General features: G+C 73.9%; 20 protein-coding genes. 10 read left to right on the top strand and 10 right to left on the bottom strand.

What is annotated here, in order from left to right; genetic code table 11:
- Positions 1 to 60: 60 nt before the first annotated feature.
- Together AMK27_RS00505 and AMK27_RS00500 are read right to left on the bottom strand one after the other, a co-directional pair.
- Positions 61 to 687 (bottom strand): YigZ family protein, encoded by a 627-nt coding sequence (locus tag AMK27_RS00505; RefSeq protein ID WP_073902041.1) that lies wholly within the window; start codon positions 685 to 687, stop codon positions 61 to 63.
- A gap of 371 nt (positions 688 to 1,058) precedes the next feature.
- Positions 1,059 to 2,492 (bottom strand): PucR family transcriptional regulator, encoded by a 1,434-nt coding sequence (locus AMK27_RS00500; protein ID WP_241847257.1) that lies wholly within the window; start codon positions 2,490 to 2,492, stop codon positions 1,059 to 1,061.
- A 186-nt stretch (positions 2,493 to 2,678) separates the two neighbouring features.
- Between AMK27_RS00500 and AMK27_RS00495 the strand changes: the two genes are divergently transcribed.
- The 4 genes from AMK27_RS00495 (at position 2,679) to AMK27_RS00480 (ending at position 6,779) form a co-directional block, all read left to right on the top strand.
- Positions 2,679 to 4,178, top strand: a complete 1,500-nt coding sequence (locus AMK27_RS00495) for a long-chain-fatty-acid--CoA ligase (protein WP_073902040.1) — start codon at positions 2,679 to 2,681, stop codon at positions 4,176 to 4,178.
- A gap of 31 nt (positions 4,179 to 4,209) precedes the next feature.
- On the top strand, positions 4,210 to 5,727 hold the full coding sequence (locus tag AMK27_RS00490) for a carboxylesterase/lipase family protein (RefSeq protein WP_073902039.1): 1,518 nt from the start codon (positions 4,210 to 4,212) through the stop codon (positions 5,725 to 5,727).
- A 112-nt stretch (positions 5,728 to 5,839) separates the two neighbouring features.
- Positions 5,840 to 6,280 (top strand): CoA-binding protein, encoded by a 441-nt coding sequence (locus AMK27_RS00485; RefSeq protein ID WP_073902038.1) that lies wholly within the window; start codon positions 5,840 to 5,842, stop codon positions 6,278 to 6,280.
- Positions 6,281 to 6,566: 286 nt separating this feature from the next.
- Positions 6,567 to 6,779 carry a hypothetical protein gene (locus AMK27_RS00480; protein WP_073902037.1) on the top strand — a complete coding sequence of 71 codons (213 nt, stop codon included), beginning with the start codon at positions 6,567 to 6,569 and terminating at the stop codon, positions 6,777 to 6,779.
- A 92-nt stretch (positions 6,780 to 6,871) separates the two neighbouring features.
- Here AMK27_RS00480 and AMK27_RS00475 read toward each other — a convergent pair whose 3' ends face one another.
- Positions 6,872 to 7,435 (bottom strand): YbaK/EbsC family protein, encoded by a 564-nt coding sequence (locus AMK27_RS00475; RefSeq protein ID WP_073902036.1) that lies wholly within the window; start codon positions 7,433 to 7,435, stop codon positions 6,872 to 6,874.
- Positions 7,436 to 7,526: 91 nt separating this feature from the next.
- Entirely contained in the window at positions 7,527 to 8,099 is a 573-nt protein-coding gene (locus AMK27_RS00470; protein ID WP_073902035.1) for a helix-turn-helix domain-containing protein, read from the bottom strand.
- 104 nt (positions 8,100 to 8,203) lie between these two features.
- Here AMK27_RS00470 and AMK27_RS00465 point away from each other — a divergent pair, with 104 nt between their 5' ends.
- Positions 8,204 to 9,067, top strand: coding sequence for a DMT family transporter (locus AMK27_RS00465; protein ID WP_073902034.1), 864 nt, complete (start codon positions 8,204 to 8,206; stop codon positions 9,065 to 9,067).
- A gap of 95 nt (positions 9,068 to 9,162) precedes the next feature.
- Here the strand turns inward: AMK27_RS00465 and AMK27_RS00460 are convergent, their stop codons facing one another.
- Positions 9,163 to 9,909 carry an acyltransferase gene (locus AMK27_RS00460; protein WP_073903758.1) on the bottom strand — a complete coding sequence of 249 codons (747 nt, stop codon included), beginning with the start codon at positions 9,907 to 9,909 and terminating at the stop codon, positions 9,163 to 9,165.
- A 131-nt stretch (positions 9,910 to 10,040) separates the two neighbouring features.
- Between AMK27_RS00460 and AMK27_RS00455 the strand changes: the two genes are divergently transcribed.
- On the top strand, positions 10,041 to 10,568 hold the full coding sequence (locus tag AMK27_RS00455) for a gamma carbonic anhydrase family protein (protein ID WP_073902033.1): 528 nt from the start codon (positions 10,041 to 10,043) through the stop codon (positions 10,566 to 10,568).
- Between the two features lie 187 nt (positions 10,569 to 10,755).
- Here the strand turns inward: AMK27_RS00455 and AMK27_RS00450 are convergent, their stop codons facing one another.
- Together AMK27_RS00450 and AMK27_RS00445 are read right to left on the bottom strand one after the other, a co-directional pair.
- Positions 10,756 to 11,409 carry a DedA family protein gene (locus tag AMK27_RS00450; RefSeq protein WP_073902032.1) on the bottom strand — a complete coding sequence of 218 codons (654 nt, stop codon included), beginning with the start codon at positions 11,407 to 11,409 and terminating at the stop codon, positions 10,756 to 10,758.
- A 196-nt stretch (positions 11,410 to 11,605) separates the two neighbouring features.
- Positions 11,606 to 12,058, bottom strand: coding sequence for a DUF4442 domain-containing protein (locus AMK27_RS00445; protein ID WP_241847256.1), 453 nt, complete (start codon positions 12,056 to 12,058; stop codon positions 11,606 to 11,608).
- Between the two features lie 106 nt (positions 12,059 to 12,164).
- Between AMK27_RS00445 and AMK27_RS00440 the strand changes: the two genes are divergently transcribed.
- Positions 12,165 to 13,289, top strand: a complete 1,125-nt coding sequence (locus AMK27_RS00440) for a hypothetical protein (RefSeq protein WP_073902031.1) — start codon at positions 12,165 to 12,167, stop codon at positions 13,287 to 13,289.
- Positions 13,290 to 13,505: 216 nt separating this feature from the next.
- The gene (locus AMK27_RS00435) at positions 13,506 to 14,912 is read left to right on the top strand and encodes an MFS transporter (protein ID WP_073902030.1); all 1,407 of its coding nucleotides are present in this window, start codon (positions 13,506 to 13,508) and stop codon (positions 14,910 to 14,912) included.
- On the opposite strand, the gene AMK27_RS00430 is transcribed toward AMK27_RS00435, so the two are convergent.
- Positions 14,874 to 15,719 (bottom strand): spermidine synthase, encoded by an 846-nt coding sequence (locus AMK27_RS00430; protein WP_073902029.1) that lies wholly within the window; start codon positions 15,717 to 15,719, stop codon positions 14,874 to 14,876. The genes AMK27_RS00435 and AMK27_RS00430 overlap by 39 nt on opposite strands.
- A gap of 34 nt (positions 15,720 to 15,753) precedes the next feature.
- Positions 15,754 to 16,488 carry a DNA alkylation repair protein gene (locus AMK27_RS00425; protein ID WP_073902028.1) on the bottom strand — a complete coding sequence of 245 codons (735 nt, stop codon included), beginning with the start codon at positions 16,486 to 16,488 and terminating at the stop codon, positions 15,754 to 15,756.
- 196 nt (positions 16,489 to 16,684) lie between these two features.
- On the opposite strand from AMK27_RS00425, the gene AMK27_RS00420 reads away from it, so the two are divergent.
- The gene (locus AMK27_RS00420; RefSeq protein ID WP_073902027.1) at positions 16,685 to 17,452 is read left to right on the top strand and encodes a TVP38/TMEM64 family protein; all 768 of its coding nucleotides are present in this window, start codon (positions 16,685 to 16,687) and stop codon (positions 17,450 to 17,452) included.
- A gap of 69 nt (positions 17,453 to 17,521) precedes the next feature.
- On the opposite strand, the gene AMK27_RS00415 is transcribed toward AMK27_RS00420, so the two are convergent.
- On the bottom strand, positions 17,522 to 18,691 hold the full coding sequence (locus AMK27_RS00415; RefSeq protein WP_073902026.1) for a thiolase family protein: 1,170 nt from the start codon (positions 18,689 to 18,691) through the stop codon (positions 17,522 to 17,524).
- 136 nt (positions 18,692 to 18,827) lie between these two features.
- Between AMK27_RS00415 and AMK27_RS00410 the strand changes: the two genes are divergently transcribed.
- On the top strand, positions 18,828 to 19,298 hold the full coding sequence (locus tag AMK27_RS00410) for a winged helix-turn-helix transcriptional regulator (RefSeq protein WP_073902025.1): 471 nt from the start codon (positions 18,828 to 18,830) through the stop codon (positions 19,296 to 19,298).
- The last annotated feature ends 41 nt before the right edge of the window (positions 19,299 to 19,339 follow it).

Here is a 19,339-nt window from a genome sequence, read left to right as displayed (position 1 = left end):
CGGGCCGCGCCCGTCACGTCACGCCCCGCCCCGCACGCGCCCGTGGACATCCGTCCCGGCTCAGGCGTCCCCGTACGCCTCGCCGCCCGGTTCGAAGCCGGCCGTGCCCGCCGTGGCGTCCGCGAGCCAGGCGCGGAAGGCGGGGACGTCCGCGTCCGGGAGGCCGATCTCGATCGTGACGGCGTCCGCGTAGCGCACGTCGCGGACGGCGCGCCCGGTCGCCCGCAGGTCGTTCTCCAGCTTCCCCGCGCGCTGGTGGTCCACGGTGACGGTGGCCAGCCGGAAGCGCTGCCGGGTCACCGTGCCCAGCGCGTCGAGGGCCTCGCCGACCACGCCTCCGTAGGCGCGGATGAGCCCGCCCGCGCCGAGCTTCACGCCGCCGTAGTAGCGGGTGACGACGGCGACGACGTACCGCATGTCGCGGCGCAGGAGCATCTGCAGCATCGGGACACCGGCCGTGCCGCCGGGTTCCCCGTCGTCGCTCGCCTTCTGGACGGAGGCGTCGGCGCCGAGGACGTACGCGAAGCAGTTGTGGCTGGCGGTCGGGTGCTCCTTGCGGATGCGCGCGACGAACTCCTGCGCCTCCCGCTCGTCGGCGACGGGCGCGAGCGCGCAGAGGAAGCGCGAGCGGTTGATCTCGGACTCGTGCACGCCCTCGCGGGCCAGGGTGACGTACTGCTCCTGCATCCGGCCAGCCTACGTTCCGGGGCGGCCGCCCTGGTCAGGCGGTCGTGGCGGGCACTGGCCCGGGGGTCCCGGCACGGCGGTCGCGGCGGCCCCGGCACCGGCGGTCGTGGCGGTCCCGGCACCGGCAGTCGTGGCGACCCGGGCACGGCAGTCGTGGCGGCCCCGGCACCGGCAGTCGTGGCGGTCCCGGCACCGGCACTGCTGTCGCGGCAGCCCCGCACGGTGGTCGCGGCAGCCCCGGCACGGCGGGTCGCGACACCCCGCAAGGTGGTGCTGGCCGCCCGGTCCGGCGACGGCGGCGGCTCCCTGCCATGCTGCCGCCGCCCCGGCCCGCCCCAGCCCGGCCCGGCCCGGCGGTCGCCGCGGCCCCGCTACGGCGCCTCCGGCTCGCGCTCCCCGGCGGCCGGTTCGGGCGGGGTCGCGAGACCCGCGTACGGCAGGGCGCGCAGCGCCAGGGCCCAGCCGAGCCGGGCCTCGCCCGACTCGCTGGAGCGGCCGGTGAGCTCGGAGATGCGGCCGATGCGGTTGAGGACCGTGTTGCGGTGGCAGTAGAGCTGGTCGGCGGCCCGCGAGGCCGAGCAGCCGTGGTCGAGCCAGGCGCGCAGGGTGGTGAGGAGCGCGGCGCGCTCGCCGCCGGTGGCGAGGACGGGGCCGAGGTGGACGGTGACGATCCGCTCGGCGATGTCGGTGCGCCCGCTGAGCAGCACCTGGGCGAGCCGGTCGTCGAAGACGCCGACCTCGCCGCTGCCGGCGGGGAGGGTGCGGAGGGTCTGCTCGGCGAGTCGCAGGGCCCGCCCCGCCTGGGAGAGGCGGTCGAACTCCGGCGAGACCCCGGCGGTCGCCCCGGTCCGCTCGCGCAGGGCGGCGAGCAGCGCGCGCGTGGCCGGGTCGCCGCCGCCGAGCGGGGCGGCGGCGGCCCGCCCGGCGGGCGCGTCGCGCCGGGGCAGCCGGACGATCCCGGCGTACCGGCCGGAGCGGGGCCGCCAGTACGACCACATGCCCTGGGCCTCCAGGACCGGCGAGGGGTGCGGCGGAGCGGCCGGGTCCTGGGCGGCGACCACGACGACGTACCGGTCGACCGCGGGGACGCCGAGCGCGGCCGCGGCGGCGGATGCGACGGCCGGGTCGTCGGCCCGCCCGTCGAGCAGCGCCTCGAAGAGGGCGACGCGCCGGGTGTCCTGGCGGCTCTGGAGTTCCAGCTGGGCGATCCGGTACGCGTCGGCCATCGCGACCGAGTAGCGGTCGATGGTCTCCCAGACACCGCTCGCCATGTCGAGCTCGACGTCCCGGCTGTCGGAGTCCCGCCCCGCCCGGATCCGGAGGTACTCGGCCATCACCTGCCACAGGACGCGGCCGCCGCGCCGGTAGGCCTGGAGCACGGTGTCGAGCGGGACGCCCTGTTCGGCGCGGCGGCGGCCGGTCTCGCGGGCCGCCCACTCGAAGTCGCCGCCGGTCGCGGCCAGCCCGCCGAAGTCCTCCAGGGCGCGCAGGAGGTTGTCGCGGCAGATCTCCCACAGGTCCTCGCGGGTGACGGGCGCGCCGGAGGCGTACGTACCGGAGTGGGCGCGGATGTCGTCGACGGCGCGGTCGGTGAGCCGGTCGATGTCGGCGAGCATCGCCGTGGCGAGCGCGCGCCGCAGCGCGCCGGAGCCGCCGGAGCCGCTCAGGGGCGTGTGGATCCCGCCGGGTCGCGCGCCGGAGCCCGCTGCGGGAGCGCCGGGGCCGCCCGCGCGCGCCGGGGTGGTGCGGTTTCCGCCGGGGCGCGGTCCCGGGGGCTCTCCGGGTGCGGCCGAGCTGTGCGTCATGGCTCGCACCGTAGCGCCGGGATTTGGCGAATGCCACGGGCCGGGCGGCACGGCGGGGCCGCTGCCCAGCTCGGCAGGCCACATGGTGGGCACCTGCACATGGCGTCCGGACGGGGTCGCGGCGGATTCTGTGCCGTGTCACCGATCGTCAACAGAGCTGTTGACTCCGCGTACCTGGAGCGTGCCATGTCACTGAGCGTCGCCGGCCTCCTCGGCGAGTCCGCCCGCCACTTCCCCGACCGGATCGCGGTCGTGGAGGGCGCGGCCCGGCTCACCTACGGCGAGCTGTGGACGGAGGCGCTGCGCTGTGCCGCAGGGCTGCGCGAGGCCGGGGTGAAGCCGGGCGACCGGCTGGCCGTACTGCTGCCGAACACCATCGAGTTCCTGCGGGTGTACTACGGGGCGCTCGCCGCCGGCGCGACGGTCGTCCCGGTGCACGCGCTGCTCGTCGCCGACGAGGTGCGGTACGTCCTGGAGCACAGCGGCGCGGTGGGCATCGTCAGCGGCGGCCCCCTGTGGGCGGTCGCCGACGAGGCGGCGCGCGCGGCCGGGGTGCGCGCCTTCCAGGGGGCGCCCTCGACGGCCCGGCCGCTGGCCGCCGCCGAGCCCGCGGAGCCGTCGGACACGGCGGTGATCCTCTACACGAGCGGTACGACGGGCCGCCCGAAGGGCGCTCTGCTCACCCATCTCAACATCGTCATGAACGCCTCGGTGACCGCGCAGGACCTGCTCGGACTCGGCGCCGGCGACGTGGTCCTGGGCTGTCTGCCGCTCTTCCACAGCTACGGCCAGACCTGCGCGATGAACGGGACGCTCCGGCAGGGCGCCACGCTCGTGCTGATGCCCCGGTTCAGCGGCCCGGCCGCCCTGCGGGTCCTGGCCGACGAGGGCGTGACGGTCTTCATGGGCGTCCCGACGATGTACCACGCCCTGGTGGAGGCGGCGGCCGGTTCCGACGCACGGCCGGAGGCGCTGCGCGCCGCCGTGTCGGGCGGCGCCGCGCTGCCGGTCGCCGTCCTGGAACGCTTCGAGGAGACCTTCCGCACACAGGTCCTCGAGGGATACGGCCTGACGGAGACCTCGCCGGTCGCGACCTTCAACCAGCCGCACATCGGCCGCCGGCCCGGCACGGTCGGGCACCCGGTCTGGGGCGTGGAGGTGGGTATCGCGGACGCGGCCGTGGACGGCGAGGTCCTGCTGCTCGCGGACGGCGCGATCGGCGAGGTCGTCGTGCGCGGGCACAACGTGTTCGCCGGCTACCTCGACGACCCGGAGGCGACCGCCGCGGCGGTGGTGGACGGCTGGTTCCGGACGGGCGACCTGGGCGTCCGGGACGAGGACGGCTTCCTGCGGATCGTGGACCGGAAGAAGGACCTGGTGATCCGCGGCGGCTTCAACATCTACCCGCGCGAGGTCGAGGAGGTCCTCGTGCGCCACCCCGCGGTCTCCGAGGTCGCGGTGATCGGCGTCCCCGACGACGCCAGGGGCGAGGAGGTCTGCGCGGTGGTGGTGCGCCGGGAGGACGCCGCCCCGCTCTCCGAGGACGAGCTGGTCGACTGGTCGCGTGAGCGGCTCGGCCGCCACAAGTACCCCCGGATCGTGCGCTTCGTCGAGGAGCTGCCGCTCGGCCCCACGGGCAAGATCCTGAAGCGTGCGCTGGTGGCGCAGGCCGGGCCGCAGGCGTGAGATTCCGACGTTCCGAGGAAGGGTGGCGGCGATGGTGGAGCGCGGACCCGAGGTCCTGACCCGGTACGGAGCCCTGCGCGGCTCGGCGGAGGGCGGGGTGGCCGCGTTCCTGGGCGTGCCGTACGCGCAGGCCCCGGTGGGCCCGCTGCGGTTCCGGGCGCCGGAGCCGGTCGAGCCCTGGACCGGGGTGCGGGAGGCCACGGCCTTCGGCGCGACGGCACCGAAACACCCGTACGCCCCACCGCTCGACGCCCTGCTCCCCGACCCCGAGATCGCCGGCGACGACTGCCTCAACCTGAACGTGTGGGCCCCGTGGGGCGCTCCGGACGGTCCGAGCGGGGCGGGTGGTGCGGACGGGGGGCCCGGCGAGGGCGGCCGCCCGGTGATGGTCTGGATCCACGGCGGTTCGCTCGTCCACGGCTCCTCCGCGGTCCCCGTCTACGACGGCACCGCCTTCGCCCGGGACGGGGTCGTCCTGGTCTCGGTCAACTACCGGCTGGGGACGGAGGGGTTCGGTGTCTTCCCCGACGCCCCCGGCAATCTCGGCCTGCGCGACCAGATCGCGGCGCTGACCTGGGTGCGGGACTGCGTCGCGGCCTTCGGCGGGGACCCGGAGCGGGTGACGGTCTTCGGCGAGTCGGCGGGCGCGATCTCGATAGCGGCCCTGCTCGCCTCGCCGCTCGCGAAGGGGCTGTTCCGCCGGGCGGTGCTGCAGAGCGGGGCGCCGATCGCCCAGCCGCTCGACAGGGCGCGCCGGACCACGGAGGCGGTGGCGGCCCGGCTGAAGGTGCCGGCCACGGCGGAGGCCTTCGCGCGCGTGGACCGGGACCGGCTGCTCGCGGCGCAGACGGAGGTGACCGGAAAGGGGTCGCCGCTGACCGGCGGGCACTCCTTCCAGATCGCCGTGGACGGCGAGGTGGTGCCGCGTGATCCGGCGGCGGCGCTCGCGGACGGCGCTTCGGCAGAGGTGGACCTGCTGATGGGCACGACCACGGAGGAGTACCGGCTGTGGTTCGTGCCCAGCGGGGTCACGGACCGGGTGGGTCCCGTGGTCCAGCGGCTCCTGCTGCGGAGGGCGAAGGTGCCGGCCCGGACGGCGCGGGTGTACCGCGCGGGCCGTCGGCGGGAGAAGCCGGGCGAGGTCCTGGGCGCGGTCGCCACGGACAGGCTGCTGAGGATCCCGCTGAACGTCCTCGCGGACGCCCGGCTCCGGACCGGCGGCCGATCCGGGTCGGCGGCGGGCGCGGGAACGTTTCTGTACGAGTTCGGCTGGCGTTCTCCCGTGCTCGGTCTGGGCGCGTGCCACGCGCTGGAGCTCGGCTTCGTCTTCGACACGCTCGACCGGCCGGAGACCCGCGCCCTGACGGGCCCGGACGCGCCCCGCGACCTGGCCGCGGCGATGCACGCGGCCTGGGTGTCCTTCGCGGCGACGGGCGACCCGGGCTGGCGCCGGTGGGATCGGGCCCGCCCGGTGATGACCTTCGGTCCGGGCGTCCCGTCCCTGGTCGAGGCCCCGCGCGAGGCCGAACGGAGCGCCTGGGACGTCTGAGGCGGTCGGCGAGGAGGTGCCGGGTACGTCTGCGGCCGGTGGCGGGAATCAGGGCAGGTGATGGCCGGTTGTCGAGACTGACGGGCCATACCGAAGAGAGGCAGCGAGCGCGATGAGCGTCGAGCACACGACCGCCGGACCGACCGGCTACTCCGCGGAGGAGACCGTACGGCGGATCCTCACGTCCACCGGCGACACCTGGGCGGTGGTCGGCCTCTCCACGAACACCCGGCGGGCCGCCTACGGCGTGGCCGCCGTCCTCCAGCGCTTCGGGAAGCGGATCGTCCCGGTCCACCCGAAGGCGGAGACCGTCCACGGCGAGCAGGGGTACGCGTCCCTCGCCGACATCCCGTTCCCGGTGGACGTCGTCGATGTCTTCGTCAACAGCGAGCAGGCGGGCGGGATCGCCGACGAGGCGGTCGCGGCCGGGGCGAAGGCGGTCTGGTTCCAGCTGGACGTCGTCGACGAGTCCGCCTTCGCCCGCACGCGGGCGGCGGGCCTGGACATGGTCATGGACCGCTGCCCCGCGATCGAGATCCCGCGCCTGGGTTAGCAGCGCGAAGAAGCCCCGCGCGACGGTGCCTCGACGGCACCTGTGAACGCTGTTTGCTTGTAGCGCAGTTGACGATGCTGTAGATTCGCCGACGCGTGTAGCGGTCGGAAACCTGCGCACGCGTCTCATCCTTCCCGAATCCGAAAAGGACGAACTGATCGCATAGGGCCTCGCCGTGACGGCGTGGGCCCAGGAGCTGCCTTGTCGGCTCCCAGCTGGAGACCGCACCGGTAGGTGAGGTGTCTCTCCATGCCATACGCGTCAGTGACACTCGGGAGGAAACAGCGTGACGTCCAGCGGCACCACCACCATCTGCGCGCACCCGGTTCGCGACATCATCATCGTGATGCTCGTCGGTGTGGTGGCGGGCCTTCTGTCCTTCATCGTCGTCACCGAACTCGGTGGCACTGCTCTTGACGGCCTCACCAGGGCCGGAACCGCGTGCCTCGCGGTTGTCGGTGCGGGTCTCATCGTGCTCCAGTACCTCAAGCGCACCTGACGTCCTCGCGAGGGGCGACCCGGTCGGGTCGCCCCTCCGTCCAGACCCGCCCGATCGGCGGGACACCCCCCGGGGGCCGGGGCTCCGGGGGCTCAGGCGACGGCGACGCCGAGACCCTCCAGGACGACGGCGCCCGGGAGTTGGGCGAAGGCCTTCCCGGGCAGGATCAGCTTGCCGCGCCTGCGGCCGCTGCCGATCAGGACCCACTCGGTGTCCACCACGGCGGCGTCCACGAGGAGGGGCCAGTCGGCCGGGAGGCCGACGGGCGTGATGCCGCCGTACTCCATGCCGGTCGCGCCGGTCGCGGTGTCCATCGGCGCGAACGAGGCCTTGCGGGCGCCGAGATGCTTGCGTACGACCCCGTTGACGTCGACCCGTGTCGCGGACTTCACGACGCACGCGGCGAGGGTGGCCGTCTCGCCGCGCCTGCCCGCGACGACGACGCAGTTCGCGGACGCGTCGAGCAGCGCGGGCCCGTAGTGCTCGACGAAGACCGCGGTGTCGGCGATGTCCGGATCGGTGTCCACGTACAGCAGCTGATCGGCCGGTACGGGCCCGGTCCAGTCCCGGACGGCGGCGGCGACGGGGCCGGTCAGCAGGTCCAGGCAGTCGGGGGCGGGCCGGGCGTCGTCGAAGGTTCCGATGGGTGCGCGCATGCGCCTCACGCTAACAACGAAGGCCCGGGGGTGGGACGCGCGTCTCAGCGTACGGGCGGGGTGCGGGCCGGTCGCGGGCGCGCGGCGCTTCTCAGCGTACGGGCGGGATGGAGACGGCCATCGTCATCTCGGCGGGCTCGTCGCCGTCGTTGCGGTACTCGTGCCCCGTGTTGGCCTCGAAGACGGCGGAGGTGCCGGCCGGCATGAGGTGTTCCTCGCCGTCGACGACCAGGGTGAGGACTCCCGCGGTGACGTTGAGGAGTTCGACCGTCCCGTCCGGGTGCGGGTCGGAGGCGCTGCCGTCGCCCGGCATGAGGGTCCAGGACCACAGCTCCAGGGGGCCGCGGGCCTCGGTGCCGACCAGCAGGGTGGTGTGGCTCCCGGTGGAGGTGGACCACATGCGGACGGCCTGGTCGGGCGGGACGATCCGGACCTGGGGGCCCTGTTCGTAGTCGAGCAGCGTCGTGATGGAGACGCCGAGCGCGTCGGCGAGCTTCACGGTGGTGCCGACGCTGGGGTTGGTCCGGGCCTGTTCGATCTGGATGATCATGCCGCGGCTGACGCCCGCCCGTGCGGCGAGGGCGTCCAGGGTGAGGCCCCGCTCCTTGCGCCAGCGCTTCAGGTTCCGGGCGAGCGACTGCGTGAGCTGATCGAGGTCCGACACATTCCGTCCAATATTCTGGATGACAGAGTTCAATAGACTGAACTACGGTGGGGTGCACCCGATTGTTCACTGCACTGTACTGCCGTCCGCGACTGCGAGGACCCATGACCGCCCTGTTCGCCCTGGCCACCAGCCTTCTGTGGGGCCTCGCCGACTTCGGCGGCGGGCTGCTGACCCGCCGGATCCCCGCCCTCACGGTCGTCGTGGTCTCCCAGGTGCTCGCGGTCGTCGTCCTCGGCACCGTCGTGCTCGCGACCGGCGCGTGGACCGAGGCGGGACCGCAGCTCTGGTACGCGGTCGGGGCGGGCGTCGTCGGCCCCGCCGCCATGCTCGCGTTCTACAAGGCACTCGCGCTCGGCCCGATGGGCGTGGTCTCGCCGCTCGGTTCGCTCGGTGTCGTCGTCCCCGTCTCGGTCGGCCTGCTCGTCGGCGACCGGCCGGGGCTCGTCCAGTTCGCCGGGATCGGCGTGGCGGTCCTCGGCGTGGTCCTCGCCGGCGGACCGGAGCTGCGCGGGGCGCCGGTCCAGCGCCAGGCGGTGCTGCTCACGCTGGTGGCGGCCTTCGGCTTCGGCTCGGTGATGGCGCTGATCGCCGAGGCCTCCACGACGGTCACGGGGCTCTTCCTGGCCCTCTTCGTCCAGCGCGTGACCAACGTCCTGGTGGGCGGCGCAGCCCTGTACGCCTCGGTGAAGCGCGGGGGCAGGGCACTGCCCGAGGGCGGCCCGCAGGTGATCCGCGCGGCCCTGCCGGCCCTCGCGTTCGTCGGCCTCGCCGACGTCGCGGCGAACGGCACGTACGCGATCGCCGCCCAGCAGGGTCCGGTCACGGTCGCCGCCGTGCTCGCCAGCCTGTACCCGGTGGTCACGGCCCTCGCGGCGTACGGCGTCCTCAAGGAACGCCTCCGCGCGATCCAGGCGGCGGGCGCGGGCCTCGCCCTGGTGGGCACGGTCCTGCTGGCGACGGGCTAGACCCTGTCGTCACACTCCCGCCTGCCCCGCGGGCGACGACGGAGGTTTGACGACAGGACCTGGCCGGGCGGCATCCGCCCGCACCTCCCCGGCCCCTACCGCGCCTGCTCGACCTCCCACGCCGCGAGCGCCGCGAGCTGTTCCGAGGTCACGTGGTCGGGGATCGGGACCGGGGCCGGGGTCCGCAGCGGAGGCTGCCAGCCCTTCTCCTCGTCCCAGCTGCGGACGACCTTCGCCGGGGCGCCCGCGACCACCGAGTGGTCGGGCACCTCACCGCGTACGACCGCGCCCGCGGCGACGACCACGTTCCGGCCGAGGCGCGCGCCGGGCAGGATCACGGAGCCCGTGCCGAGCCAGCAGCCGGGGCCGATCACGACGGGCTCCGAGCGGGGCCACTGACGGCCGACCGGCTCGTCCGGGTCGTCGTAACTGTGGTTGGTCGAGGTGATGTAGACGTACGGCCCGCAGTACGTGTCCGAGCCGATGGTCACCCTCGCGTCGGCGATCACGTGGCTGCCCCGGCCGAGGACGACGCCGTCGCCGAGCGTCAGCACCGTCTCCGTCCCGAGATCCAGGCCCGGCAGCATCCCGGCCGTCAGCGTGACCTGCTCGGCGACGATGCAGCACTCGCCGATCTCGATCCACCGCTCGCCGAAGACCGTGCCCTGCGGGAACGCGAGCCGGGTGTCCGCGCCGAGCCGGCGGAAACGCAGCTTCCCGGGGTGCTCGGCCGTGACGGAACCCGTCTCCTGCACCCAGCGCCAGCCGCCCTGCACGGCACGGTTGAGCATCCGGCGCCGCCAGGCGGCGAGGGACGAGAACGTGTTTCTGTTCCTGGGCACCCGGACACCGTAGTCGGCACCGTCGTACCTGATCACCGCAGTGCGCTGTGATGTCCGTCATGGGCACGGCATAGGCTGCGGCCGGGGGCACCCCCGGGCGTGACATGACGGCTGACGATCAGGAGCGAACCATGACAGAGGCGTTGATCAAGGGTGTGGGCGGCAAGGAGCCGCAGATCGACCCGACCGCCTTCACCGCCCCGACCTCCGTGGTGCTCGGCGACGTGACCCTCGGCGCCCGCACCGGCATCTGGTACCACGCGGTGCTGCGCGCGGACTGCGGCCCCATCGCGATCGGCGAGGACTCCAACATCCAGGACAACTGCACGGTCCACGTCGACCCCGGCTTCCCGGTCTCGATCGGCGACCGCGTGACCGTCGGCCACAACGCGACCGTGCACGGCTGCGTCATCGAGGACGACGTGCTCGTCGGCATGGGCGCGACCGTTCTCAACGGTGCGCGGATCGGCGCCGGTTCGCTGGTCGCCGCGCAGGCGCTGGTCCCGCAGGGGATGGAGATCCCGCCGGGTTCGCTCGTCGCGGGCGTGCCCGCGAAGGTCCGCCGGCCGCTGACAGAGGAAGAGCAGGCGGGCATCCGGCTGAACGCCGAGATGTACCTGCACCTCGCCAAGGGCCACGCGGAGGCCTTCGGAGCGTGAGCCGCACGCCGTCCGGCAGGTGAGGGCGCAGGCCGCGCTACGGCCGACAGGTGACGGCGCGGGCCGCACGCCGTCCGGCGCATGTGTGCTCGCGCCGTACGACGTCCGGTACATACGTGAGGGAGGGCGGCACCCGTCGAACGGGTGCCGCCCTCCCTCATCTGCGTACGTACCGGTGCGTCCGGTCTCAGTCGGCGACCGCGACCGGCGCCGGCTCCCGGGCCTCGGCCTGCTCCGCCGCCGCCTTCTTGGCGCGGTTCTTGATGATCAGCATCGAGGCGACGCCGATCAGCACGGCGAGGACGAGCCCCAGCCACGAGAAGCGCTTGAGCCAGGCCTCCGCGACGATGCCGACGGAGTAGATGACGGCCGTCGTGCCGCCGGCCCACAGGATGCCGCCGAAGACGTTGGCGATCAGGAACTTCCAGTACGGCATGTGCAGGACGCCCGCGAGCGGCCCGGCGAAGATGCGGAGCAGGGCGATGAAGCGGCCGAAGAAGACGGCCCACATGCCCCACTTCTGGAAGGAGCGCTCGGCGAGCCCGATGTTGGCCTCGCTGAAGTGCTTGGGGAACTTCTTCCCCAGCCAGGCGAGCAGCGGGCGCCCGCCCCTGCGCCCGATCGCGTAGCCGATCGAGTCGCCGATGATCGCGCCGGCGGTGGCGCAGGCGCCGAGGACGTACGGGTTGATGTCACCGTGCTGCGAGGCGAGCAGCGCCGAACTCACGAGCACGATCTCGCCGGGCAGCGGGATGCCCAGGCTCTCCAGCCCGATCACCACGCCGACGAGGACGTAGACCGCGATCGCGGGGATCGTCTCCAGCCACTCCTGGACGTGCAACGCGGCTTCCTCCCGTTTCGACTGCCCTGCCGCGCCCGGCCCCTGGTCGGGGGTTCCTGGCGCCGGCGTGCTCCGCGGCGGGCACGCCGGGGCAGCCTACCCGGTCGGGGTGGACGGCCCGTGCCGCCGGCCGCCGGGAACGCGGCCGCCCCCGCACCCCGGAAGGGGGTGCGGGGGCGGTCGACGGCGTCCCTGATCAGGCGTTCGGGCGCAGGGTCCAGACGACGGTCATCTCGCCGGTCACGGCGCCGTCCTCACGGGTGATCTCGATCTTCACCGGGAACTCCGGCCGCTGCCCGGCGTCGAGTTCGGCGACGACCTCGGCGGCCGGGCGGCCCAGGGTGGCGGTGGCCGTGACGATGCCCATCGCGAGCTTCTTGTAGCCGATCTCGGCCTTGACGGCGAGCGGTACGGCGCGGCTCAGCTGGTCGCCGAAGGCGGCGAGGACGATGGCGCCGCTGGCGGACTCGGCGAGCGTGAACATCGCTCCGGCGTGCGGGCCGCCGACGTGGTTGTGGTAGGCGGGCTGGTCCGGCAGGCGCACGACGGCGCGCTCGGCGGTGGTCTCCAGGAACTCCAGGTTCAGGGTTCCGGCCATGGGCACCGTGGCGGCGAGCATCTCGCCGACGGTCATCTGGTCTGCGCTCATGACCGTGATGTTACCCACCAGTAGCAGCCTTGGCCATCCCCTCACCCGCGAGCTGCACGGGGGCGGGCGTGGTCGCGGCGCCTCCGCACCTCTATGGTTACTGGCCATGTGGCCAGGACAGCAGCCGCCCGGGGGCGAGCAGAACCCGCAGGACCAGAACCAGAACCCCTACCAGCAGTCGGGGTACCAGCAGCCGAACCCGTATCAGCAGCCGCCTGCCCAGCCCGGGTATCCGCAGCAGCCGCCGACACAGCCCGGCTACCCGCAGCAGCCGCCCGCGCCGCCCGGCTACCCGCAGCAGGGGTACGGACAGCAGCCCGGTTACGGCCAGCCGAACCCCTACCAGCAGCCGACGGTCCCGCAGCAGTACGCGGTACCGGGACCGGCGCAGCCCGGCGGGCCCGGCGGCGGGAAGAAGAAGACGACGCTCGTGGCCATCGTCGCCGCGACCGCCGTGGTCGTCGCGGCCGGTGTCACCGGCTTCCTCGTCCTCGGCAAGGACGACGACAAGAAGACGAACGCGGACCCGAAGCCGCCGGCGTCGTCCGCGCCCGCCGATCCGACGACCGACCCGTCGACGATCCCGAGCGACAGCCCGTCCGCGATCGAGAACCCGCGCGACGGCGCCGCCCAGCAGCCGACGATCCCCGGCTGGAAGGTCGTCTACAACCCGAAGTACGGCACCCTCTTCGACGTACCGCCGGAGTGGGAGGTGCTGAAGCCGGGCATGATCACCTTCTTCGAGGACGAGAAGAAGAACGACGGCAGCCCGCTCGTCACCATGTCGTCCCCGTCGCGCCTCAAGAGCGAGTGGTGCACGTACGACACCGACAAGAACGGCAGCATGGAGACCTGGGGTCTGAGCACCGCGGGCACCAAGGGCGGCCAGGGTGCCAAGAACACCTCGGACGCCGCGCGCAGCGAGGCCGGAACCTGGGTGTGGGGCGGCTACGCCCAGCACATGCCGCAGAGCACCATCAAGATCACCAAGCCGGTGCCGTACACGACGAAGTCCGGTCTGACCGGTCACATGGCGACGGCCACGGCGCCCGGCGTCAAGAAGCGCAACAAGTGCGAGACGGACGGCAAGTCGATCGCCTTCACCTTCAAGAACGCCAAGGGCGACTTCTCGACCTGGGTGCTCTACGGGGCCGACGGCGTCAAGGACGAGCTGCCGGACGCCACCATCCGGCAGATCCTGTCGACGGTCCGGCTCGCTCCGGCGTCCTGACCGCACGACTCCCGCGGGTCCGGCCCCGGCACGTGGTCCGTCCACGTGCCGGGGCCGGCCCGTCCGGAACGCCGGACGCCGCCCGACGCCGGACGGCACCCGAACGCCGGACCGCACCCGAACGCCGGACCGCACCAGGGACGCCCGACGGCACCCCGGACGCCCCGTCCGGATATCGGGTTGGCATACGGGCGGCCCGGCAGGGATAGTCCCGGGGTGAACAGTCCCGCCGCCCCCCACCGCGCCCCGCTCGGCTCGCGCCGCCCCGAGTGGGCCGGGCGCAACTACGTCCTCCTGACCGCCGCCACCGTCGTGACCAACCTCGGCACGCACGGCGCGCTGATCGCCACGACCTGGGCGGTGTTCGAGACCGGTGGCGACGCCGGCGACGTGGGACTCGTGGCGATGGCGCGGTTCCTGCCGCTCGTCCTCTTCCTGCTGATCGGCGGCGCGGTCGCCGACCGGGTGCCCCGGCACCGGGTGATGGTCGCCGCCAACGTCCTCAACTGCGTCTCACAGGCCGTCTTCGCCGCCCTCGTGCTCGCGGGTTCGGCCCAGATCTGGCAGATGATGGTGCTCACCGCGCTCTGCGGCACCGGACAGGCCTTCTTCAACCCGGCGGCCGAGGGCATGCTGATGTCCAGCGTCACCGGGGAGCAGGCGAGCCGCGCCTTCGCCGTCTACCGGATGGCGATGCACGGCGCGTCCATCGGCGGCGCGGCGCTCGGCGGCGCCCTCGTCGCGTTCGTCGGACCCGGCTGGGTCCTCCTGATCGACGCCGTCGCGTTCGCGGTCGCGGGCGGGCTGCGCGCGTTCCTGGACGTGAGCGGCATCCCGGAGCGCGCTCCCGGCGGCGGTCTCTTCGCCGATCTGCGGGAGGGCTGGCACGAGTTCGTCGGCCGGCCCTGGCTCTGGTCGATCGTCGCCCAGTTCTCCGTCGTGGTCGGGCTGATCGGCGCGGTCGAGTCGGTGTACGGGCCGCTGGTGGCCAAGGCCGAGCTGGGCGGCGCGACCCCCTGGGGCATCGCGCTCGCCGCGTACGGGGTGGGAACGCTCGCGGGTGCCTTCCTGATGGCCCGCTGGAAACCGCGCCGGCTGCTGTTCGTCGGCACGCTCTGCGTCTTCCCGATCGCGCTGCCGTCGGCGGCGCTCGCCGTACCGCTCGACGCGGTGGGGCTCACGGCGGCCATGTTCGTCAGCGGTGTGGCCATCGAGGTGTTCGGCGTCTCGTGGATGACGACGATGCACCAGGAGATCCCCGAGGAGAAGCTGTCCCGGGTGTCGGCCTACGACTGGTTCGGCTCGACCGCCCTGCTGCCGCTGACGACGGCGCTCGCCGGCCCGGCGGAGAGCGCGTTCGGCCGGAGCACGGCGCTGTGGGGCGCGGCGGGACTGATGGTGCTGGTCACCGCGCTCGTGCTGCTGGTGCCGGACGTACGGAACCTGACCCGGCGTCCGCACACGAAGGAACCGGTCGGCGCCTCGCCGGCCGCCGCCTCGGAGTCCGTACCGGCCACGACGGCCGCACCGCTCCCGGCCGTCCCCGCTCCGGCCGGGCGGGCGGCCGACGCCTCGGCCGAGGTCTCAGCCGATGCCGAAGGCTCCCTCCGGCGGAACGGGTGACGGGACGGCCCCGGCGTCCAGGACCGGTGCCGCGGCGCCGGTGAACCGGTCGAGCGTGTCCCCGTGCTCCACGCGCGCGGGGAAGGCGTCCGCCGCGGCCCGGCGGGAGAGGTGGGCGATGTCGATCTCACGGCCGGAGGCCACCAGGACCGCGTTCCCGAAGCGGCGGCCGCGCAGCACGGCCGGTTCGGCGACCAGCGCGAGCTCGGGGAAGACGGCCGCGAACGTGGCCAGCTGGGAGCGGAGGAAGGCGAAGGGCGCGCCGTCGGCCAGGTTGGCGGCGTAGACGCCGTCGGGCCGCAGGACGCGCCGGACCTCGCGCGCGTACTCCACGGAGGTGAGGTGGGCGGGCACCCGGGAGCCGCCGAAGACATCGCCGACGACGAGGTCGGCCGAGGCCTCGGCCGCCTCCTCCAGCCAGCGGCGGGCGTCCGCGCCGTGCACGGTGATCCCGGACCCCTCGGGCAGCGGGAGGTGGTCGGTGACGAGCGCGAGCAGCCCCCGATCGGCCTCGACCACGTCCTGGCGCGAGCCGGGCCGGCTGACGGCCACGTAGCGCGGCAGGGACAGCGCCCCACCGCCGAGGTGCAGGACGTCCAGCGGTTCGCCGTCCGCGGCGGCGCCGTCCACGACATGGGCGAGTCGGCGGGCGTACTCGAACTCCAGGTACGCCGGGTCGTCGAGGTCGACGTACGACTGGGGTGCGCCGTCGACCGTGAGGAGCCAGGCCCGCTCCCGGTCCACATCGGGCATGAGGCGCGCCGTGCCCTGGTCGACCTCGCGGATGACGGGAATCTGCTCGTTCACGCTCTCATTGTGCAGGGGGTTTCCCCGGCGGCCGTCAGAGGTGCTTGAGGGCCTCGCGGACCGAGAGCGGCGAGAGCCGGCCGGTGTGCGCGGCGACGAAGGCACGGACCTCGGCCGGGGCCGTCTTGCCGTACTCGCGCAGGCTCCAGCCGATGGCCTTGCGGAGGAAGAAGTCGGTGTCGGCGGCGCGGCGCAGGCAGTGCGCGAAGAGCCGGTCCGCGTCGGTCGCTTCCTTGAACCGCAGCTGGTGGAGGATCGCCGTCCTGGCCACCCACAGGTCCTCGTCCTCGATCCACTCGTCCATGCGGTCGCCGAGGGCGGGATCGGCCGCGACCAGTCCGCCGACGACATGGGCGGCGAGGTGGTCGACCGTGTCCCACCAGGAGACGGTGGTGACGAGGCGGCGGGCGACCGGCAGGAATCCGGACGAGCAGCGCTTCACATGGCGGCGCAGATAGTCCACGGCGAAGTAGTGGTACTCGCGCTCGGGCAGCGCGAAACAGCGCAGGGCGACGGCGGCGCAGTCCTGCTCGTCCGGGCGGGGGGTACCGTCGAGGACGGTGCGGGACAGGGCCCGGCGCTCGGGCGTGCGCACCCCGAGGAAGGGGGCGACGCCCTTCATGTACGCGACCATCTCCTGCGCCCGGAAGGGGTTCCCGGCGGCCGGGTAGACGGTGGTGAGCCGCTCGAGAAGGGTGTCGGCGAGGGCGCTGTCGGGGATGCCGGGGATGCCGGCGGGACCGCCGGCCGTCGGCGCGGTCTCGGTCATGGGGCTCTCCGTGTCGTGGGCGGTCCGCCCGGGGTCGTGGGCCGCCCGCCCGGAGTCGTGGGCTGCCTGCCCGGGGTCGTGGGCTGCCTGCCCGGGGTCGTGGGCTGTCCGCCCGCCCGAGGCCATGGGCGGTTCGCGGGGCGGGACATGACGCACATTACGGCGATCATACGGACGCGTCCGTTACTCTCCCCGAATGCTCGCTCCCGTGCCCCGGCCGCCGGGCTCCCTCGCCCTCCGCTGCTCCCGGGCCCTGCTCGCGCCCCGCGCACGGCTCTCGGTGCTCGCGCTGCTGCTGCTCACCGCGGCGGCCCTCGTCGTGCTGTACGAGCCGCAGCGGCTGCTGTCCTCGGGCTGGCCCCGGCAGACGGACGGCACGGGCGCGGTGATGCTCTTCGCTCTGGCGTACGGCGTGTGCACGGCGGCGTTCGTCCCGCGTCCGGTGCTCAATCTGGCGGCGGGCGCGCTCTTCGGCTCGGCGTTCGGTCTGACGGCGGCGATCGCGGGGACGGTGCTCGGCGCCGGGATCTCCTTCACCCTCGGCCGCTTCCTGGGGCAGGAGGCGCTGCGGCCGATGCTGCGGGGCCGCTGGCTGACGGCGGCGGACGGGCAGCTCAGCCGGCACGGGTTCCGTTCGATGCTCGCGATCCGGCTGTTCCCCGGGGTGCCGTTCGCGGCGGCCAACTACTGCGCCGCCGTCTCCCGGATGGGGTACGTGCCGTTCCTGGTGGCGACGGCGCTCGGCTCGGTGCCCAACACGGCGGCGTACGTGGTGGCGGGGGCGCAGGCCGGGGAGCCCGGCTCCCCGGCGTTCCTCTTCTCGGCGGGCTTCATCGCCCTGTCCGCCGTGGCGGCGGCGGTGGTCGCCTGGCGCAAGCGGCACCATCTGAGGGCCCCGGCTCCGGCCGTGGAACCGGAGCCGGAACCGGAGCGGGCCCCCGAGGTGGTGGGCGGCCCCCGCTAGGACCGGGGTCAGCGCGCCCGGGACCGGGGTCAGAACACCTGCCACCGAGGTCGGACCATGGCATCGAGGTCAGAGCGCCTCGACGATCATCGCGTTCGCCAGGCCGCCCGCCTCGCACATCGTCTGGAGCCCGAACCGGGCGCCCCGGGCCCGCAGCGCGTGGACGAGAGTGGTGGTGAGGCGGGTGCCGCTGGCACCCAGGGGGTGGCCGAGGGCGATCGCGCCGCCGTGGACGTTGACCTTGGCCGGGTCGGCCCCGGTCTCCTGCTGCCAGGCGAGGACGACACTGGCGAAGGCCTCGTTGACCTCGAAGAGGTCGATGTCGGCGAGGGAGAGGCCCGCGCGCAGCAGCACCTTCTCCGTGGCGGGGATGACGCCGGTGAGCATGAGCAGCGGGTCGGATCCGGTGACGGCGAAGCTGTGCAGCCGGGCGAGGGGCCGCAGGCCGAGCTTCGCGGCGGTGTCGGCGGCCATGACGAGCACGGCGGACGCGCCGTCGTTGACGGGGCTGCTGTTCCCGGCGGTGACGGACCAGTCGATCTGCGGGAAGCGCTCGGCGAAGCCGGGGTCCTCGAAGGCCGGCCGCAGTCCGGCGAGGATCTCGGGGGTGGTCGCCGGCCGCACCGACTCGTCGCGGCGGACGTCCTCGTACGGGGCGACCTCGGCGTCGAAGAGTCCGGCCTCCCACGCGCGCGCCGCCCTGGTGTGCGACGAGGTGGCGAATTCGTCCATGGCCTCGCGGCCGATCGACCACTTCGCGGCGATGAGTTCGGCGCTGATGCCCTGCGGGACGAGGCCCTCGGGGTAGCGCTCGGCGACCCCGGGGCCGAAGGGGTCGGCGCCGGGCGGCACGTTGGACCACATCGGGACCCGGCTCATGGACTCGACGCCGCAGGCGACGGCGATGTCGTAGGCGCCGGAGAGCACGCCCTGGGCGGCGAAGTGCACGGCCTGCTGCGAGGAGCCGCACTGCCGGTCGACGGTGGTGGCGGGCACGGACTCGGGGAATCCGGCACCCAGCCAGGCGTAGCGGGTGGTGTTCATGGCCTGCTCGCCGACCTGGTCGACGGTGCCTCCGATCACGTCGTCGACGAGGGCGGGGTCGATGCCGCTGCGCTCGATCAGGGCGCGCAGGGTGTGCGAGAGCAGGGCGACGGGGTGGACGTGGGACAGGGCGCCGCCCGTCCTGCCCTTTCCTATCGGCGTCCGGACGGCTTCGACGATGACGGCGTCGCGCATGGCAGGCTCCTGAGTTGGATAAGTGGACCAACACTCATCGGTAACATAGCCCAGTGGGTTCGGTTTCCAAACCCTCTCGGCACAGTTCGTTGGATTTCCGAACGCACCGAGCCCGTGCTGCCCTAGGCTTGTCGCCATGAAGGCCGCACCCCGCCCCTGCTCGATCGCCGACACCCTGGCGCTCGTCGGCGAGAAGTACTCCCTGCTCGTGCTCCGCGAGGTCTCCCTCGGCGTGCGACGCTTCGACCGGATCGCCCGCAACACCGGCGCGCCCCGCGACATCCTCACCACCCGGCTCAAGCGGCTGGTCGAGGCCGGAGTCCTGGAGAAGGTGCAGTACAGCGAGCGCCCCCAGCGCTTCGAGTACCGGGCCACGGCGGCCGGCGAGGAGCTCGGACCGGTCCTGATGACCCTGATGGCCTGGGGCGACCGCCACCTCAACGCCGACGACCGCCCGGTCGTCCTGGAGCACCGGTGCGGCGAGGTCCTCAGCCCCCGGATCGTCTGCGCGCACTGCGGGGACGAGGCCGACCGCGACAGCCTCACCGCCCACGTACGGGCCCCCGGCTGGACGGCCGCGGGCCCGACGACCCCCCGCGAGGCCTGAGCACGGTCCCGTCATCTTGGGGCGGTACGCTGCGCACGACC

The organism is Streptomyces sp. CB02009 (assembly GCF_001905825.1).
Lineage (GTDB): Bacteria > Actinomycetota > Actinomycetes > Streptomycetales > Streptomycetaceae > Streptomyces.
The sequence above is the reverse complement of the archived record's forward strand: the minus strand, read 5'-3'. Positions and strand labels throughout refer to the sequence as shown.

Coding starts and splice junctions, on each gene's coding strand:
- AMK27_RS00505 (WP_073902041.1), bottom strand. CDS start 687: ATGCAGGAGCAGTACGTCACCCTGGCCCGCGAGGGCGTGCACGAGTCC.
- AMK27_RS00500 (WP_241847257.1), bottom strand. CDS start 2,492: ATGACGCACAGCTCGGCCGCACCCGGAGAGCCCCCGGGACCGCGCCCC.
- AMK27_RS00495 (WP_073902040.1), top strand. CDS start 2,679: ATGTCACTGAGCGTCGCCGGCCTCCTCGGCGAGTCCGCCCGCCACTTC.
- AMK27_RS00490 (WP_073902039.1), top strand. CDS start 4,210: ATGGTGGAGCGCGGACCCGAGGTCCTGACCCGGTACGGAGCCCTGCGC.
- AMK27_RS00485 (WP_073902038.1), top strand. CDS start 5,840: ATGAGCGTCGAGCACACGACCGCCGGACCGACCGGCTACTCCGCGGAG.
- AMK27_RS00475 (WP_073902036.1), bottom strand. CDS start 7,435: ATGCGCGCACCCATCGGAACCTTCGACGACGCCCGGCCCGCCCCCGAC.
- AMK27_RS00465 (WP_073902034.1), top strand. CDS start 8,204: ATGACCGCCCTGTTCGCCCTGGCCACCAGCCTTCTGTGGGGCCTCGCC.
- AMK27_RS00455 (WP_073902033.1), top strand. CDS start 10,041: ATGACAGAGGCGTTGATCAAGGGTGTGGGCGGCAAGGAGCCGCAGATC.
- AMK27_RS00445 (WP_241847256.1), bottom strand. CDS start 12,058: ATGAGCGCAGACCAGATGACCGTCGGCGAGATGCTCGCCGCCACGGTG.
- AMK27_RS00440 (WP_073902031.1), top strand. CDS start 12,165: ATGTGGCCAGGACAGCAGCCGCCCGGGGGCGAGCAGAACCCGCAGGAC.
- AMK27_RS00425 (WP_073902028.1), bottom strand. CDS start 16,488: ATGACCGAGACCGCGCCGACGGCCGGCGGTCCCGCCGGCATCCCCGGC.
- AMK27_RS00420 (WP_073902027.1), top strand. CDS start 16,685: ATGCTCGCTCCCGTGCCCCGGCCGCCGGGCTCCCTCGCCCTCCGCTGC.
- AMK27_RS00415 (WP_073902026.1), bottom strand. CDS start 18,691: ATGCGCGACGCCGTCATCGTCGAAGCCGTCCGGACGCCGATAGGAAAG.
- AMK27_RS00410 (WP_073902025.1), top strand. CDS start 18,828: ATGAAGGCCGCACCCCGCCCCTGCTCGATCGCCGACACCCTGGCGCTC.